The 15879-nt window shown below is 75.2% G+C and carries 2 protein-coding genes; both read left to right on the forward strand.

Going from position 1 to position 15879, the window contains the following annotated elements:
• Window positions 1-219 precede the first annotated feature (219 nt).
• A complete protein-coding gene (locus LPA42_RS32785; RefSeq protein WP_144082746.1) occupies window positions 220-13437 on the forward strand; it encodes a type I polyketide synthase in 13218 nt (4405 codons plus the stop codon).
• 25 nt (window positions 13438-13462) lie between these two features.
• The coding region (locus LPA42_RS34260) for a type I polyketide synthase (RefSeq protein WP_305076052.1) at window positions 13463-15879 on the forward strand (2417 nt) is incomplete at its 3' end.

Here is a 15879-nt window from a genome sequence, read left to right on the forward strand (position 1 = left end):
CCACACCACCATCACCCACCTCCTCCACACCGGACACACCCACTACATCGAAACCAGCCCCCACCCCATCCTCACCACACCCATCCAACACACCATCGACACCACCACCACCAAAGCCACCACCATCGGAACCCTCCACCGCAACCAACCCGCCCCCCCCCCACCCCCCACACCACCCCCCACCTCCCCACCTACCCCTTCCAACACCACCACTACTGGGTGAAGCCGAGGGTCGCCACGGCCGCGTTCGGCGACGGCCCCAGCGGGCACCCGTTCGTCGGCGGCCGGCTGGACCAGCCGGACGACCGGGGGGAGATCTTCGTCGGGCAGCTGTCCACCGCCCTGCACCCGTGGCTGGCCGACCACGCCGTACGCGACACCGTCCTGCTGCCCGGCACCGCGTTCCTCGACCTGGCGCTGCACGCCGCCGAACGCCGCGGCAGCACGCACGTGGAGGAGCTCACGCTGGAGCACCCGCTCGTCCTGCCGGACAGCGGCGCCCTGCGGCTGCACGTCGCCACCGCGCCCGAGCCGGACGGCCGGCACACCGTCACCGTCCACTCGCGACCGGCCGGCGACCCCGACCACCCGTGGACCCGGCACGCCGTGGGCACGATCAGCGGGGACGCGATCGGGACGCCCGCGGTGCTCGACGGCGCGTGGCCGCCGCCCGGGGCGCAACCGGTGCGGCTGGACCAGTTCTACGGCGACCTCGCGGACCTCGGATACCTGTACGGCCCGACGTTCCGGGGGCTGCGGGCCGCCTGGCAGGCCGGCGACGCCTTCTACGCCGAGGTGGAGCTGCCGGAGCAGGCCGACCCGGACGGGTTCACGGTCCACCCGGCGCTGCTCGACGCCGCGCTGCACACGACGGCGGTGGGCGTGAACCTCGACCCGGCGCACACCCCGGTGCGGCTGCCGTTCTCCTGGTCGGACGTCACGCTGCACGCGACCGGGGCCACCCGGCTGCGGGTCCGCACCACCCGGGTCGACGACACCACGGTCGCGCTCGACATGGCCGACGGCACCGGGCGGCCCGTGCTCACCGTCGCGCGGCTGCGGCTGCGGGAACTGGACCCCGGCCAGTTGGCCGCGCCCAGCCCGCTGCACAACTCGATCTTCCGCACCGACTGGGTCCGCGCCGAGACGCCGCCCGCACCGGCCGGCGACCTGTCCCGCTGGGCGGTCCTCGGGGATCTCGACGCCGGGGCGGATCCGACCTTCGCCGGGCTCCCCCGGCATCCGGGGCTGGCCGACCTCACCCGGGAGCTGGACGCCGGGGCCGCCGCACCGGAGGTCGTACTGCTGGCCTGCCACAGCGGCCCCGACGACGCCGGCACCGACCCGGCGGCGCGGGCCCACGAGGTGACGCGGCGGGTCCTGGGCACGGTCCAGGGCTGGCTCGCCGACCCCCGGCTCGCCGGGTCCCGGCTGGTCGTCCTCACCCGCGGCGCGATCGCGGCGCGGCCCGGCGACGCCGTGCGCGACCTGCCCGGCTCGACCGTCTGGGGCCTGCTGCGCGCCGCCTGGTGGGAGGAGCCCGACCGGTTCGTGCTGGCCGACCTCGACGACGCCGCGACGCCGGCGGCCCTGCGGGCCGCGCTCGCGACGGACAGCTACCAGGTCGTCCTGCGCGAGGGTGCCTGCCTGGTGCCCCGGCTCGCCGCCGTGCAGCCGGACGAGGGCGCGGCCGGCTTCTCCTTCGACCCGGCGGGCACCGTGCTGATCACCGGCGGCACCGGGACGATCGGCGCGCACCTGGCCCGCCACCTGGTGACGGCGCACGGGGTGCGGCGTCTGCTGCTCACCAGCCGCCGAGGCATCGCCGCCGACGGGGCCGGGGCGTTGCGCGACGAGCTGGTCGCAGCGGGCGCCGACGTGACCGTGGCCGCGTGCGACACCGCCGACCGCGAGGCGCTCGCCGGCCTGCTGGCCGCCGTCCCGGCCGAGCATCCGCTGACGGCGCTGGTCCACACCGCCGGCGTGCTGGAGGACGGCGTGCTCGGCGCGCTCACCGCCGACCAGGCCGACGCGGTCCTGCGGCCCAAGGCCGACGCCGCCTGGCACCTGCACACGCTGACCGAGCACCTGCCGCTGCGGTCGTTCGTCCTGTTCTCCTCCGCCGCCGGCATCATCGGCAATCCGGGCCAGTCGACCTACGCGGCGGCGAACACGTTCGTGGACGCGCTCGCCGCCCACCGCCGGTCGCGCGGGCTGCCCGCCGACTCGCTGGCGTGGGGCCTGTGGGCGGAGACCAGCACGATGACCGCCGGGCTGGACGGTGCAGGCAAGGCCCGGCTCACCCGCCACGCGGCGGCCATCACCACCGAGCAGGGCATGGCCCTGTTCGACGCCGCGCTCGCGGTCGCGGACGCGACGCCGCTGCTGCTCGCGAAGATCCGGCCGGCGACGGTCGACGCCGCCGACGACACGATCGCACCGATCCTGCGTACGCTCGCCCGCCCCACGGTCCGTCGGGCGGTCTCTCCCGCCGAGCGTCCCGCCGCCTCCGACGGCCTCGCCGAGCGGCTGATGCCGCTCGACCCGGCCGGGCGTCGGGAGCTGCTGGCCGGGCTGATCGGCGCCCACGTCGCGGCGGTGCTCGGCCACGGGCAGCCGGACGCCCTCGACGCGGCGCGCAGCTTCAAGGACCTCGGGTTCGACTCGCTGACCGCGGTGGAACTGCGCAACCGGATGAACGCGGCGACCGGGCTGCGGCTGCCGGCGACGCTCGTGTTCGACCATCCCACCATCGAATCCCTCGCCGACCGGCTGAGCGCGGAACTGCTCGACACCCACCCGGCCGCCCCGGCGGCGGCGCTGCCCGCGGCACCGGCCACCACCCGGGACCAGGCCGACGACCCGATCGTGATCGTGGGGATGGCCTGCCGGTTCCCCGGCGGCGCGCACACCCCCGGCGACCTGTGGCGGCTCGTCGCCGACGGGGTCGACGCGGTCGGTGACTTCCCGGTCAACCGGGGCTGGGACCTCGACGAGCTGTACCACCCCGACCCCGACCGGCACGGGAAGACGTACGTCAGGCGGGGTGGTTTCCTGCACGACGCCGACGAGTTCGACGCCGACCTGTTCGGGATCAGCCCGCGGGAGGCGCTGGCCACCGATCCGCAGCAGCGGCTGCTGCTGGAGACCGTGTGGGAGGTGCTGGAGAACGCGGCCATCGATCCGACGTCGCTGCGCGGAAGCTCCACCGGGGTCTTCATCGGCGCGGCCGCGCAGGAGTACGGCCTGAACACCCGGGCCGGGGACACCGGGCCGGAGGGCTACCTGATCACCGGTTCCACCACGAGCGTCGCGTCGGGCCGGATCGCGTACACCTTCGGGTTCGAAGGCCCGACGATGACCGTGGACACCGCGTGCTCGTCGTCGCTGGTGGCGCTGCACCTGGCCGTGCAGGCGCTGCGCAACGGCGAGTGCGAGCTGGCGGTGGCCGGCGGTGTGGCGGTCATGGCGGCGCCGACGCTCTTCGTGGAGTTCAGCCGGCAACGCGGGCTCGCCCCGGACGGCCGGTGCAAGCCGTTCGGCGCCGACGCCGACGGGACCGCCTGGGGCGAGGGCACCGGTCTGCTGCTGGTGGAACGGCTCTCGGACGCGCGGCGCAACCAGCATCCGGTGCTCGCCGTGGTGCGCGGCACCGCGGTCAACTCCGACGGCACCAGCAACGGGCTGACCGCCCCCAACGGCCCGTCCCAACAGCGGGTCATCCGGCAGGCGCTGTCCACCGCCGGGCTGACCCCGGACGACGTGGACGCGGTGGAGGCGCACGGCACCGGCACCCCGCTCGGCGACCCCATCGAGGCCCAGGCCCTGCTCGCCACGTACGGGCGGGACCGCCGCGCCGGCGAGCCCCTGTGGATCGGGTCCGTCAAGTCCAACATCGGGCACGCCCAGGCCGCCGCCGGGGCCGCCGGGGTGATCAAGATGGTGCAGGCGATGCGGCACGGGCTGTTGCCGCGCACCCTGCACGTCGAGGAGCCGACCCCGCACGTGGACTGGTCGGCCGGCGCGGTCCGGCTGCTCACCGCCGACCGTCCGTGGCCGGAGACCGGTGGTCCCCGTCGCTCCGCCGTGTCGGCGTTCGGCATCAGCGGCACGAACGCGCACGTCGTCCTGGAGTGGGATCCCACCGTCGCCGCCGAGCCGGTGGGGTCCGGTCCCCGCCCGGAACCCGGCGGCGTCCCGGTGCCCTGGCTGTTGTCCGGCAGGACCGCGGCGGCGGTGGCCGCCCAGGCCGGGCGGCTGGCCGAGCAGCTCACCGGGCAGCCCGAGCTGCACCCGGTCGACGTCGGCGGGTCGCTCACCGCCCGGGCCGCGCAGCGGTACCGCGCCGCCGTGGTCGGCACGGACCGCGCGGAGCTGCTGTCCGCGCTGCGCGACGTCGCCGACGGGAGCACCACCGCCGAGGCGACCGGGGCCGGCGGCACCGCGTTCCTGTTCTCCGGGCAGGGCAGCCAGCACCCCGGGATGGGTCGGGAGCTGTACGAGCGCCACGCGGTGTTCGCGGCGGAGCTGGACCGGGTCTGCGAGCGCATGGACGCCCGCCTGGACGCGCCGTTGCGGGCGGTGATGTTCGCGGCGGCGGGCACCCCGGAGGCGGCCCTGCTCGACGAGACCCGGTTCGCCCAGCCGGCGATCTTCGCCCTGGAGGTGGCGCTGTTCCGGCTCCTCGAATCCTGGGGGATGCGGCCCGACGTCCTGCTCGGGCACTCCATCGGTGAGCTAGCCGCCGCGCACGTGGCCGGCGTGTTCGACCTGGACGACGCATGCCTGCTCGTCGCGGAACGGGCGCGGCTGATGCAGAGCGTCCCGGCGCGCGGCGCGATGGTGGCCATCCGGGCCGGCGCGGCCGAGGTGGCCGAGTCGCTCGCCGACCGGGACGGCGTCGTGTCGATCGCCGCCGTCAACGCCGCCGACGCCACGGTGGTCTCCGGCGACGAGGAGGCGGTGGCGGAGGTCGCGGAGCTCTGGGCGCGGCGCGGCCGCCGGACGACGCGGCTGCGGGTCAGCCACGCGTTCCACTCGCCGCACATGGACGCGATCCTCGGCGAGTTCCACGACGTGGCCACCCGCCTGGACTACCGGCCGCCGGTCCTGCCGATCGTCTCCGCCAGCACCGGGCGTCCGGCGGACGCGGCGCAGCTCGGCGACCCCCGGTACTGGACCGACCAGCTCCGGCTGCCCGTCCGGTTCCACGACGGGATGCGCGCCGTGCGGGCGCTCGGCGTCACCACCTGCCTGGAGGTGGGCCCCGACGGAGCCCTCACGGCGCTGCCGGCCGACGAGGGGGCCGGCCGGCGGATCGCCACGCAGCGCCGGGACCATCCGCAGGCGTCGACGCTGGTCTCCGCCGTCGCGCAGGCGTGGACGCACGGGACCCCCGTCGGCTGGCGGGAGTTCTTCGCGCCGCTGGCCGCGCGGACCGTTCCGCTGCCCAACTACGCCTTCCAGGGCCGCCGGTTCTGGCTGCCGGCCGCCCCGCCCGCCAGTCCGGCGGCGCTGGGCCTCGGCGTGGGCGGCCACGAACTGCTCAAGGCGACGACCTCGCTGGCGGACAACGGCGGGTGGCTGCTCAGCGGCCGGGTATCGCGGAGCACGCACCCGTGGCTCGCCGAGCACACCGTGAACGGCGCGGCGCTCGTGCCCGGCTCGGTGTTCCTGGACATCGCCGTGCACGTGGCGCGGACCGTCGGGGGTGCCCGCGTCGACGAGCTGACGATGGAGTCCCCGCTGGTGCTGCCCCCGCAGGGGCCGGTGGACCTGCAGGTGACGGTGTCCGGGCCGGATCCGCGCGGCGTACGGTCGCTCACCGTCAGCTCGCGCGCCGCCGCGCCCGACGACCCGGCCGGCGAACGCCCGTGGACGCGGCACGTCTCGGGCACCCTCAGCGACCGGGAGACGGAGGCGTTCACCGGTTTCCCGGCCGCCTGGCCGCCGCCCGACGCCGAGCCGATCGACCTGGACGGGCTCTACGAGGCGCTCGCCGGCGCGGGCATCGGGTACGGTCCCGCGTTCCAGGGGCTGCGCGGCGCCTGGCGGGACGGCTCGACCGTCTACACCGAGGCGGTCGCCCCCGACGGCGGCACCGCGGACGGCCTGCATCCGGCGCTGGTCGACGCGGCGATGCACGCCCTCGCGGCCAACCACCCGTCGCTCAGCTCCGGCACGGAGATCCTGCTCCCGTTCGCCTGGCGCGGCGTCGACGCGTACTCGTGGCACGCGGCGGCGATCCGCAGCAGGCTGACCGTGACCGGGCCGGACACGCTGGCGCTGGCGGTCACCGACACCGACGGCGTCCCCGTCATGGCGGTCGAGGAGCTGCTGGTCCGGCGGGTGCCGCTCGCCGCGATCGCGGCGCAGCGTGCCCCGGCGTACGTGCTCGGCTGGACCGGCGCGCCGGCGGGCCGGCACCCGCGGCCGGCCCGCGTCGGCCTGCTCGGCGGCTCCGACCGGCTCCGCGCGGCGCTGGCCGGCGCGGCGGACGTCCACAACGACCTGCCCGCCCTGCTGGGCACGCCGGACCCGCTGCCCGACGTGGTCCTGCTCCCCGTGCCGCCGCACGACGGGCCCGGCCCGGACCAGGTGCGCGCGGCCCTGGCCGAGGTCATGGACACCGCGCAGCGGTGGCTGGCCGAGGACCGCGCGGCCGGCTCCCGGCTGGTGGTCGTCACCGAAGGCGCGGTGTCCACCGGGGCGGAGGATCCCGCCCCGGACCTGGCGGGCGCCGCCGTCTGGGGCCTGGTCCGCAGCGCCCAGGCCGAACACGCCGGCCGGTTCGTGCTGCTGGACCTCGACGCGACCGGGGCGTCCGCCGACGCCGTCACCGCCGCGCTCGCCCTCGACGAGCCGCAGGTGGCGGTGCGGGCGGGTCGCTGCCTGCTGCCGCGGGTGACGGAGGCGCCGCTGCGCGAGCCCGCCGGCACCCCGCTGGACGCCGACGGGACGGTCCTGGTCACCGGGGGCACCGGCGCCCTCGGCGCGCTCGTCGCCCGGCACCTGGTCGCCCGGCACGGCATCCGGCACCTGCTGCTGCTGAGCCGCCGCGGCGGCGACGCGCCCGGGGCGCAGCGGCTGCGGGCCGAACTGGCCGCGCAGGGAGCGGACGTCACCATCGTGGCCTGCGACGCCGCCGACCGGGCCGCCCTCGGCGTCGCGCTGGCCACCGTCGACCCAGACCACCCGCTCACCGCAGTGGTGCACACCGCCGGGGTGCTCGCGGACCGGACGTTCACCAACCTGACCGCGGACCGGCTCGACGCCGTGCTGCGGCCCAAGGTCGACGCGGCGTGGCACCTGCACGAGCTGACCGCGGCCATGGACCTCGCCGCCTTCGTCCTGTTCTCGTCGGTCGCCGGGACCCTCGGCACACCCGGTCAGGCCAACTACGCCGCCGCCAACACCGGCCTCGACGCCCTCGCCCACCACCGGTCCGCGCGCGGGCTCGCCGCCACCAGCCTGGTGTGGGGGCCGTGGCCGGACGCCGGCGGCATGACGGCCGACGACCAGCGGGTCCGGCAGGCCGCGCTGACGCCGCTGACCACCGAGGAGAACCTCGGCCTGTTCGACGCCGCGCTCTCGGCGGAGCATCCGGTGCTGCTCGCCCTCCGCTTCGACCGCGCCGCGCTGCGCGCCGCCGACCGCGCGGACCTGCCGCCGGTGCTGTCCGGGCTGGCGGGCGCGTCGGCGCGCCGCGCGCCGCAGCGGGCGTCGCTCGTCCAGCGGCTGCAGGCGTCCGGCCGGCAGCAGCGCGGCCGGCTGCTGCTGGACGCGGTGTCCCGCCACGTCGCCACGGTCCTCGGCCACGACGACGGCGCCGACATCGCCGCCGACCGGGAGTTCAACGAGCTGGGCTTCACCTCGCTGACCGCGATCGACCTGCGCAACCGGCTCTCCGCCGAGACCGGGCACCGGTTGCCGGCCACGCTGGTGTTCGACTACCCGAACCCGGCCGCGCTGGCCGCGTACCTGGAGGGCCTGCTGTTCGACGCGGGCCAGGCGGAGCCCGCCCGGGTCGAGACCCTCCGGCCGGCCTCCGACGAACCGATCGCCATCGTCGGGATGGCCTGCCGGTTCCCCGGCGGCGTCGGCTCGCCGCAGGACCTGTGGCGGCTGGTCAGCGACGGGCGCGACGCCATCGGCCCGTTCCCCGGCAACCGGGACTGGAACGTCGACGACCTGTACGACCCGGATCCGGACCGGCCCGGGAAGTCCTACACCCGGCAGGGCGGCTTCCTCTACGACGCGGACCGGTTCGACGCGCAGTTCTTCGGCATGAGCCCGCGCGACGCGGTGGCCGCCGACCCCCAGCAGCGGCTCCTGCTGGAGACGAGCTGGGAGGCGTTCGAGCACGCCGGGATCGATCCGGCGACGCTACGCGGCAGCCGTACCGGCGTCTTCACCGGCGTCATGTACAGCGACTACGGCGCCCGGCTCGCGAGCGGCTCCGCCGACGAGTACGAGGGGTATCTCGGCACCGGCAGCGCCGGCAGCATCGCCTCCGGGCGGGTCGCCTACTCGTTCGGGCTGGAGGGTCCCGCGCTCACGGTGGACACGGCGTGCTCGTCGTCGCTGGTCACCCTGCACCTCGCGGTGCAGGCGCTGCGGGCCGGCGAGTGCGACCTGGCGCTCGCCGGCGGGGTCACCGTGATGGCCACGCCCGCCGCGTTCGTCGAGTTCAGCCGGCAGCGCGGGCTCGCCCCGGACGGCCGGTGCAAGGCGTTCGCCGAGGGCGCCGACGGGGTGGCCTGGGCGGAGGGGGTGGGACAGCTGCTGGTCGAGCGGCTGTCGGACGCCCGCCGCAACGGTCACACGGTGCTGGCGGTGGTCCGCGGGTCCGCCGTCAACTCCGACGGCGCGAGCAACGGGCTCACCGCGCCGAACGGCCCCTCCCAGCAGCGGGTGATCCGGCAGGCCCTCGCCGACGCCGGGCTGCGGCCGGCCGAGGTGGACGCGGTGGAGGCGCACGGCACCGGCACGCCGCTCGGCGATCCCATCGAGGCGCAGGCGCTGATCGCCACGTACGGGCAGGACCGTCCGGCCGGGCGTCCGCTGTGGGTGGGGTCCGTCAAGTCGAACATCGGGCACGCCCAGGCCGCCGCCGGGGTCGCCGGGATCATCAAGACGGTGCAGGCGCTGCGCCACGGCCAACTGCCCCGGACCCTGCACGCCGACACGCTCTCCCCGCACGTGGACTGGGGCGCCGGCGACGTCGCGGTGCTGCGGGAGGCGCGGGCGTGGCCGGAGCACGACGGGCCGCGGCGGGCGGCGGTCTCGGCGTTCGGGATCAGCGGAACCAACGCCCACGTCATCCTGGAGGCCGCCGAGGACACCCGCGAAGCGCCGGACCCCCACGTCGAGGCACCCCTGCCCGCTGACCGGGCCGGGGACGCGGTGGTCGTACCCTGGCTGCTGTCGGCGAGGTCCGAGGCCGCCCTCGCCGCGCAGGCCGACCGGCTCCGCGCCTTCGTCCGGGCCGACCCGGCTCTCGACCCGGCCGACGTCGCCCGCTCCCTCGCGACCCGTCCGGTCCTGGAGCACGGGGCCGCGGTGGTCGGGCGTACCCGCGCGGACCTGCTGACCGGGCTCGACGCGCTCGCCGCCGAGCGGACCGCCGCCGCCGTGGTGCGCGAAGGCTCCCGGGAGACCGGCCCGATCGCCGTCATGTTCTCCGGGCAGGGCTCGCAGCGGCCGGGGATGGGCAGCGGGCTGTACGCGGCCCATCCCGAGTTCCGCCGGGCGTTGGACGAGGTGTGCGACCGGTTCGACGCGCTGCTCGGCCGGTCGCTGCGGGAGCTGATGTTCGCGCCCGCCGGTTCCCGCGAGGCGGACCTGCTGCACGAGACCCGGTACACCCAGCCCGCGCTGTTCGCCGTCGAGGTCGCCCTGTACCGGTTGCTCCGCAGCCACGGGGTGGTCCCGGACTTCCTGCTGGGACACTCGGTCGGCGAGTTCGCCGCCGCGCACGTCGCCGGGGTCCTGTCCCTGGCGGACGCCTGCCTGCTGGTCGCCACGCGCGGCCGGCTGATGCACGAGGTGTCCGGCAACGGCGCGATGGTGGCCATCGGCGCGGACCCCGACGAGGTACGCGCGTCGCTGGCCGGCCTCGAGGAGTCGGTCGGCATCGCGGCCGTGAACGGTCCCGCCGGGACGGTGGTCTCGGGTGACGAGGTCGCGGTCATGTCCGTGGTGCAGCAGTGGTCGGCCCGGGGCCGCCGGGTGAAGCGGCTGCTGGTGAGCCACGCCTTCCACTCGCCGCTGATGGCGCCGATGGTCGACGCGTTCCGGGCGGTCGCCGAGACGATGACCTTCGCGGCGCCGGTCGTCCCGATCGTGTCCACGGTGACCGGTGACTTCGCCGACCCGCAGGCCCTGGCCGCACCCGACTACTGGGTCGACCAGGTGCTGCGGCCGGTGCTGTTCGCGCAGGGTGTGGAGACCCTGTACCAGGCCGGGGCACGCGTCTTCCTGGAGCTGGGCTCGGACGCGCTGGCGTCGCTCACCCCGGACTGCCTGGCCGACAGGTTCCCCGGCCCGCTCGTCAACGCCCTGCTGCGCAAGGACCGGCCGGAACCGGAGTCGGTGGTCACCGCCCTGGCCCAGGTGCGCCTGCGGGGCGCCCCGGTGGACCTGGCCGCCCTGCTGCCGGGCGCGCGCCGGATCGCGGAGCTGCCGACCTACCCGTTCCAGCGGGAGCGGTTCTGGCTGAGCCGGCCCGTCGGCTCGGGCGATCCCGCCGGCCTCGGCATGGACCGGGCCTCGCACCCGTTCCTCGGCGCCGGGACGGAACTGCCGGACGGGGGCTCCCTGTTCACCGGCCGGATCTCCGCGGAGAGCCAGCCGTGGCTCGCCGACCACGCCGTCCACGGCAGCGGTGTCGTGCCGGCCAGCGCGCTGCTCGAACTGATCCTGTACGTGGGCGAGCAGTCCGGCTGCGACCTGGTCGAGGAGCTGACCGTCTCCACCCCGCTGGTGCTGCCGGACGCCGGGGCGGTGCACGTGCAACTGGTGACCGGGCCCGCCGACGAGGCCGGCCGGCGCACCGTGACGATCCGCTCGCGCGCAGCCGGCGACCCGTGGGTCGGTCACGGCCAGGGGATCGTGGCCCCCGCGCCGGCCGCCGAGCCGCCCGGCGTCGCCGGTGACGCCTGGCCGCCCGCCGGGGCGACGCCCGTGGACGTCGCGGAGCTCTACGAGCGGCTCGCCGACCTGGGGTTCGGCTACGGGCCGGCGTTCCGCGGCCTGCGCAACGCCTGGCGGCACGGCGACGAGGTGTCGGCCGAGGTGCACCTGCACGGGGCACCGGTTCCCGGCTTCCGCATCCACCCCGCCCTGCTCGACGCAGCGCTGCACACCATCGCCATCGCCTACCGTGACCTGGCCCCGGAAGCCGGCGTCCCGGTGCCCTTCGCCTGGTCGGGCGTCAGCGTGCGGGCCGCCGCGCCGGACTCGCTGCGGGTCCGGCTCGCCCCGGCCGGTTCGGGCTTCGCGCTGCGGCTGAGCGACGAGGCGGGCAACCCGGTCGCCGCCATCGACTCGCTGTCGGTCCGTCACCTGGCCGCGGGCCAGCTCCAGCAGGCCGGCCGCGCGCCGCACGGGGCGCAGTTCCGCGTCACGTGGGCCGAGACCGCGTTGCCCGCCGACCGGGCCGGCGCGGGTGCCCCGGTTCCGCCGGTGCAGGATCTGGGGCACGACGAGCCCGTGCCGGAGCTGGTGCTGCTGGACTGCGCGCCGGCCGAGACGGCCACCGCCGGGGACGCGGCCGCCGACGCGCACCGGGCCACCCGTCGCGCCCTCGACGTGCTGCAACGGGTCCTCGGCGACGACCGGTTCGCCCGGACCCGCCTGGGCGTGCTGACCCGGTCGGCCGTCGCCGCCGTGGACGGCGACACCGTCACGGACCTCGCCGGGGCCGCGGTGGGCGGGCTGGTCCGCGCCGCGCAGACGGAGAATCCCGGCCGGATCGTGCTGCTCGACACGGACGGCACCGAAGCGTCGACCGCCGTGCTGCGCGCCGCGCTGGACGCCGGTGAACCCTGGCTCGCGCTGCGCGACGGCACCGCGTACGCCGCTCGGCTCGTCGCCGCCGACAGCACCGCACCGGGCGAGGACGCCGACCCGCCGCTCGACCCGGACGGGACGGTGCTCGTCACCGGCGGCACCGGCGCGCTCGGCGCGCTCGTGGCCCGGCACCTGGCACGCCGGCACGGCGTCCGGCACCTGCTGCTGGTCAGCCGCAGCGGCGCGGCAGCGGCCGGAGCGGACGAGCTGGTCGGCGAACTGGACCGGCTGGGTGCCCGGACCACCGTGGTCGCCTGCGACGTCGCCGACCGTGAGTCCCTGGCCGGCGTGCTCGCCTCGATCCCTGCCGCACACCCGCTCACCGCCGTCGTCCACACCGCCGGGGTGCTGGACGACGCCACGCTCCCCGCCCTCACCCCGCACCGGGTCGACACCGTCCTGCGCCCCAAGGCCGACGCGGCGTGGCACCTGCACGAGCTCACCGCCGGGCTCGGCCACACCCGGTTCGTGCTGTTCTCGTCGGTGTCCGGGGTCCTCGGCGGGGCAGGCCAGGGCAACTACGCGGCGGCCAACGCGTTCCTCGACGCGTTGGCCGAACACCGGCGCGCTCTCGGACTCCCGGCGGTGTCGCTGGCCTGGGGGATCTGGGCGGCGGCCGGCACGATGGGCGGGCGGCTGGGGACCGCCGACCGGGCTCGCATCGGCCGGGGCGGGATGCTGCCGCTCGACACCGGCCAGGGTCTGGCGTTGTTCGACTCCGCCCTGCGCGCCGACCACGCCACGATGACGGTCGCCCGCTTCGACCTGCCGACGCTGCGCGCGCAGGCGGACGAGAACCGGCTGCCCGTGATCCTGGGTGGCCTGGTCGGCGGGACGGCCCGCCGGCCGGACGACGCCGGGCGCCCGGTCCTGGGTGAACGCCTCGCGGGCCGCACCGAGGCCGCGCAACTGGAGATCCTGCTCGAGTTCCTCCATCGGGAGATGGCGGTCGCGCTGGGCCACCGCGAGACCGCCACCATCGACCTCGACCGCGGTTTCCTGGAGCTCGGCTTCGACTCCCTGACGGCGCTCGAACTGCGTAACCGGCTGAGCGAGGTGGCCGGGTGGCGCCTGCCGGCCACCACGTTGTTCGACTACCCGACCCCCCGCAAGCTCGCGGCGCGCCTGCGGGAGCTGCTCATTCCCGCCGACACCGCCGACACCCCGGAGGCGGCGATCCGCGAGGCCATCGCGGCCATCCCGCTGGAGCGCCTACGCGCTGCCGGCCTGCTGGACGCCGTGCTGCGGCTGGCCGACGGCACCGCCGATCCCGGCCACGCACAGGACGAGGACGCGGAAACCGATCTCATCGACGCCGATGTCGATGATCTGGTCCGCATCGCCCTCGGAGACACCGACACATGACCGCACCACACCGACGGAGCCGACGATGAACATGCCTGCCGAGAAGGTCGTCGAGGCGCTGCGCACCTCACTGCTGGAGAACAAGCGCCTGCGACGGCAGCTTCACCGGCAGACCGACACCGCGGTCGAACCGATCGTGATCGTCGGCATGGGCTGCCGCTACCCGGGCGGCGTCCGGTCCCCGGAGGACCTGTGGGACCTGGTCGCCTCGGGCCGCGACGGCATCGGGCCGTTCCCGGAGGATCGTGGGTGGGACGTGGAGCGGTTGTTCGATCCGGATCCGGACGCGCCGGGGAAGTCGTATGTGCGTGAGGGTGGTTTCCTGACGGACGCGGCGGAGTTCGACGCGGCGTTCTTCGGGATCAGCCCGCGTGAGGCGCTGGCGATGGACCCGCAGCAGCGGCTGCTGCTGGAGACGAGCTGGGAGACGTTCGAGAACGCGGGCATCGACCCGGAGTCGCTACGCGGCAGCCGCACCGGCGTCTTCACCGGCGTCATGTACGGCGACTACGCGACCCGGCTGCGGCGGATGCCGGAGGGCCTCGAAGGCCAGGTGGTGACCGGGAGCGCGGGCAGCGTGGCGTCGGGCCGGGTCTCCTACGTCTACGGTTTCGAGGGTCCCGCGATCTCGCTGGACACGGCCTGCTCGTCGTCGCTGGTGGCGTTACACCTGGCCGTCCAGGCCCTCCGCAACGGCGAATGCGACCTGGCCCTGGCCGGCGGCGTGTCGGTGATGGCCACTCCCGTGGCGTTCACCGGCTTCAGCCGTCAGCGTGGTCTCGCGCCGGATGCCCGGATCAAGTCGTTCGCCGCCGCCGCCGACGGGACGTCCTGGTCGGAGGGTGTGGGCCTGCTGCTGGTCGAGCGGCTCTCCGACGCGCAACGCCACGGCCACCGCATCCTCGCCGTCGTCCGCGCCAGCGCCGTCAACCAGGACGGCACCACCAGCCAACTCTCCGCACCCAACGGCCCCGCCCAACAACGCGTCATCCGACAAGCCCTCACCACCGCCGGCCTCACCACCGCCGACGTCGACGCCGTCGAAGCCCACGGCACCGGCACCAAACTCGGCGACCCCATCGAAGCCCAAGCACTCCTCGCCACCTACGGCCAGAACCGCCACCAACCCCTCTGGCTCGGCAGCATCAAATCCAACATCGGCCACACCCAAGCCGCCGCCGGAGCCGCCGGCATCATCAAAATGATCCAGGCCATGCGGTACGGCATCCTGCCGAAAACCCTCCACGTCGACACGCCCACCCCCCACGTCGACTGGACCACCGGCAACGTGGCACTCCTCACCGAACCACAGCAATGGCCCGACCAGGGGCGGCCCCGCCGCGCCGCCGTTTCCTCCTTCGGCATCAGCGGCACCAACGCCCACATCATCCTCGAACAAGCACCACCAGCCACCACAGCCACCGACGCTCAGCCAGCAGACCAAGACACCCCCGTCACGTGGATGCTGTCCGCGAAGACCCCCACGGCGCTACGCCAACACGCCCGACAACTGCTGCACCACCTCACCGCCCACCCGGAGTTGAGCGCGGCAGACGTCGCGGCGGCATTGACCACCCGCGCCGCCCTGCCCCACCGCGCCGCCATCGTCGGCACCACCCACGAGGAACTCACCGAAGCCCTCACCGCCCTCACCACCGGCACCCCCCACCACCGGCTCATCGAAGGCACCCCCCTCACCGGCAAAACCGTCTTCGTCTTCCCCGGCCAAGGCAGCCAATACCCCCACATGGGCCTCGACCTCTACACCACTTCACCCACCTTCGCCGAACACCTACAAGCCTGCGACACCGCACTCCAACCCCACACCGGCTGGTCCCTCCTCGACGTCCTCCACCAACAACCCAACACACCACCACTCGACCGCGTCGACGTCATCCAACCCACCCTCTTCGCCCTCATGACCGCCCTCGCCCGCACCTGGCAACACCACGGCATCCACCCCCACGCCGTCATCGGCCACTCCCAAGGCGAAATCGCCGCCGCCCACATCGCCGGCGCCCTCACCCTCAACGACGCCGCCAAAATCATCGCCGTTCGCAGCAAAGCCCTCCACACCCTCACCGGCACCGGCGCCATGGCCGCCATCCCCCTACCCCCCCACCACATCACCCCCCACCAACACCACCACCCCGACCTCCACATCGCCGCCCACAACAGCCCCCACCACACCATCATCAGCGCCACACCCACCACCATCGACACCCTCATCACCCACTACCAACAACAAAACATCAACGCCCGCAAACTCCCCGTCACCTACGCCTCCCACCACCCCCACACCGAAACCCTCAAAGACCACCTCCTCACCACCCTCAACGACATCACCCCCACCACCCCCACCATCCCCTTCCACTCCACCACCCACCCCCACACCACACCCACCCTCAACAACCACTACTGGTACGACAACCTCCGCCAACC

Source organism: Micromonospora sp. DH13 (genome assembly GCF_020873825.1).
GTDB classification, from domain to species: Bacteria; Actinomycetota; Actinomycetes; order Mycobacteriales; family Micromonosporaceae; genus Micromonospora; species Micromonospora haikouensis.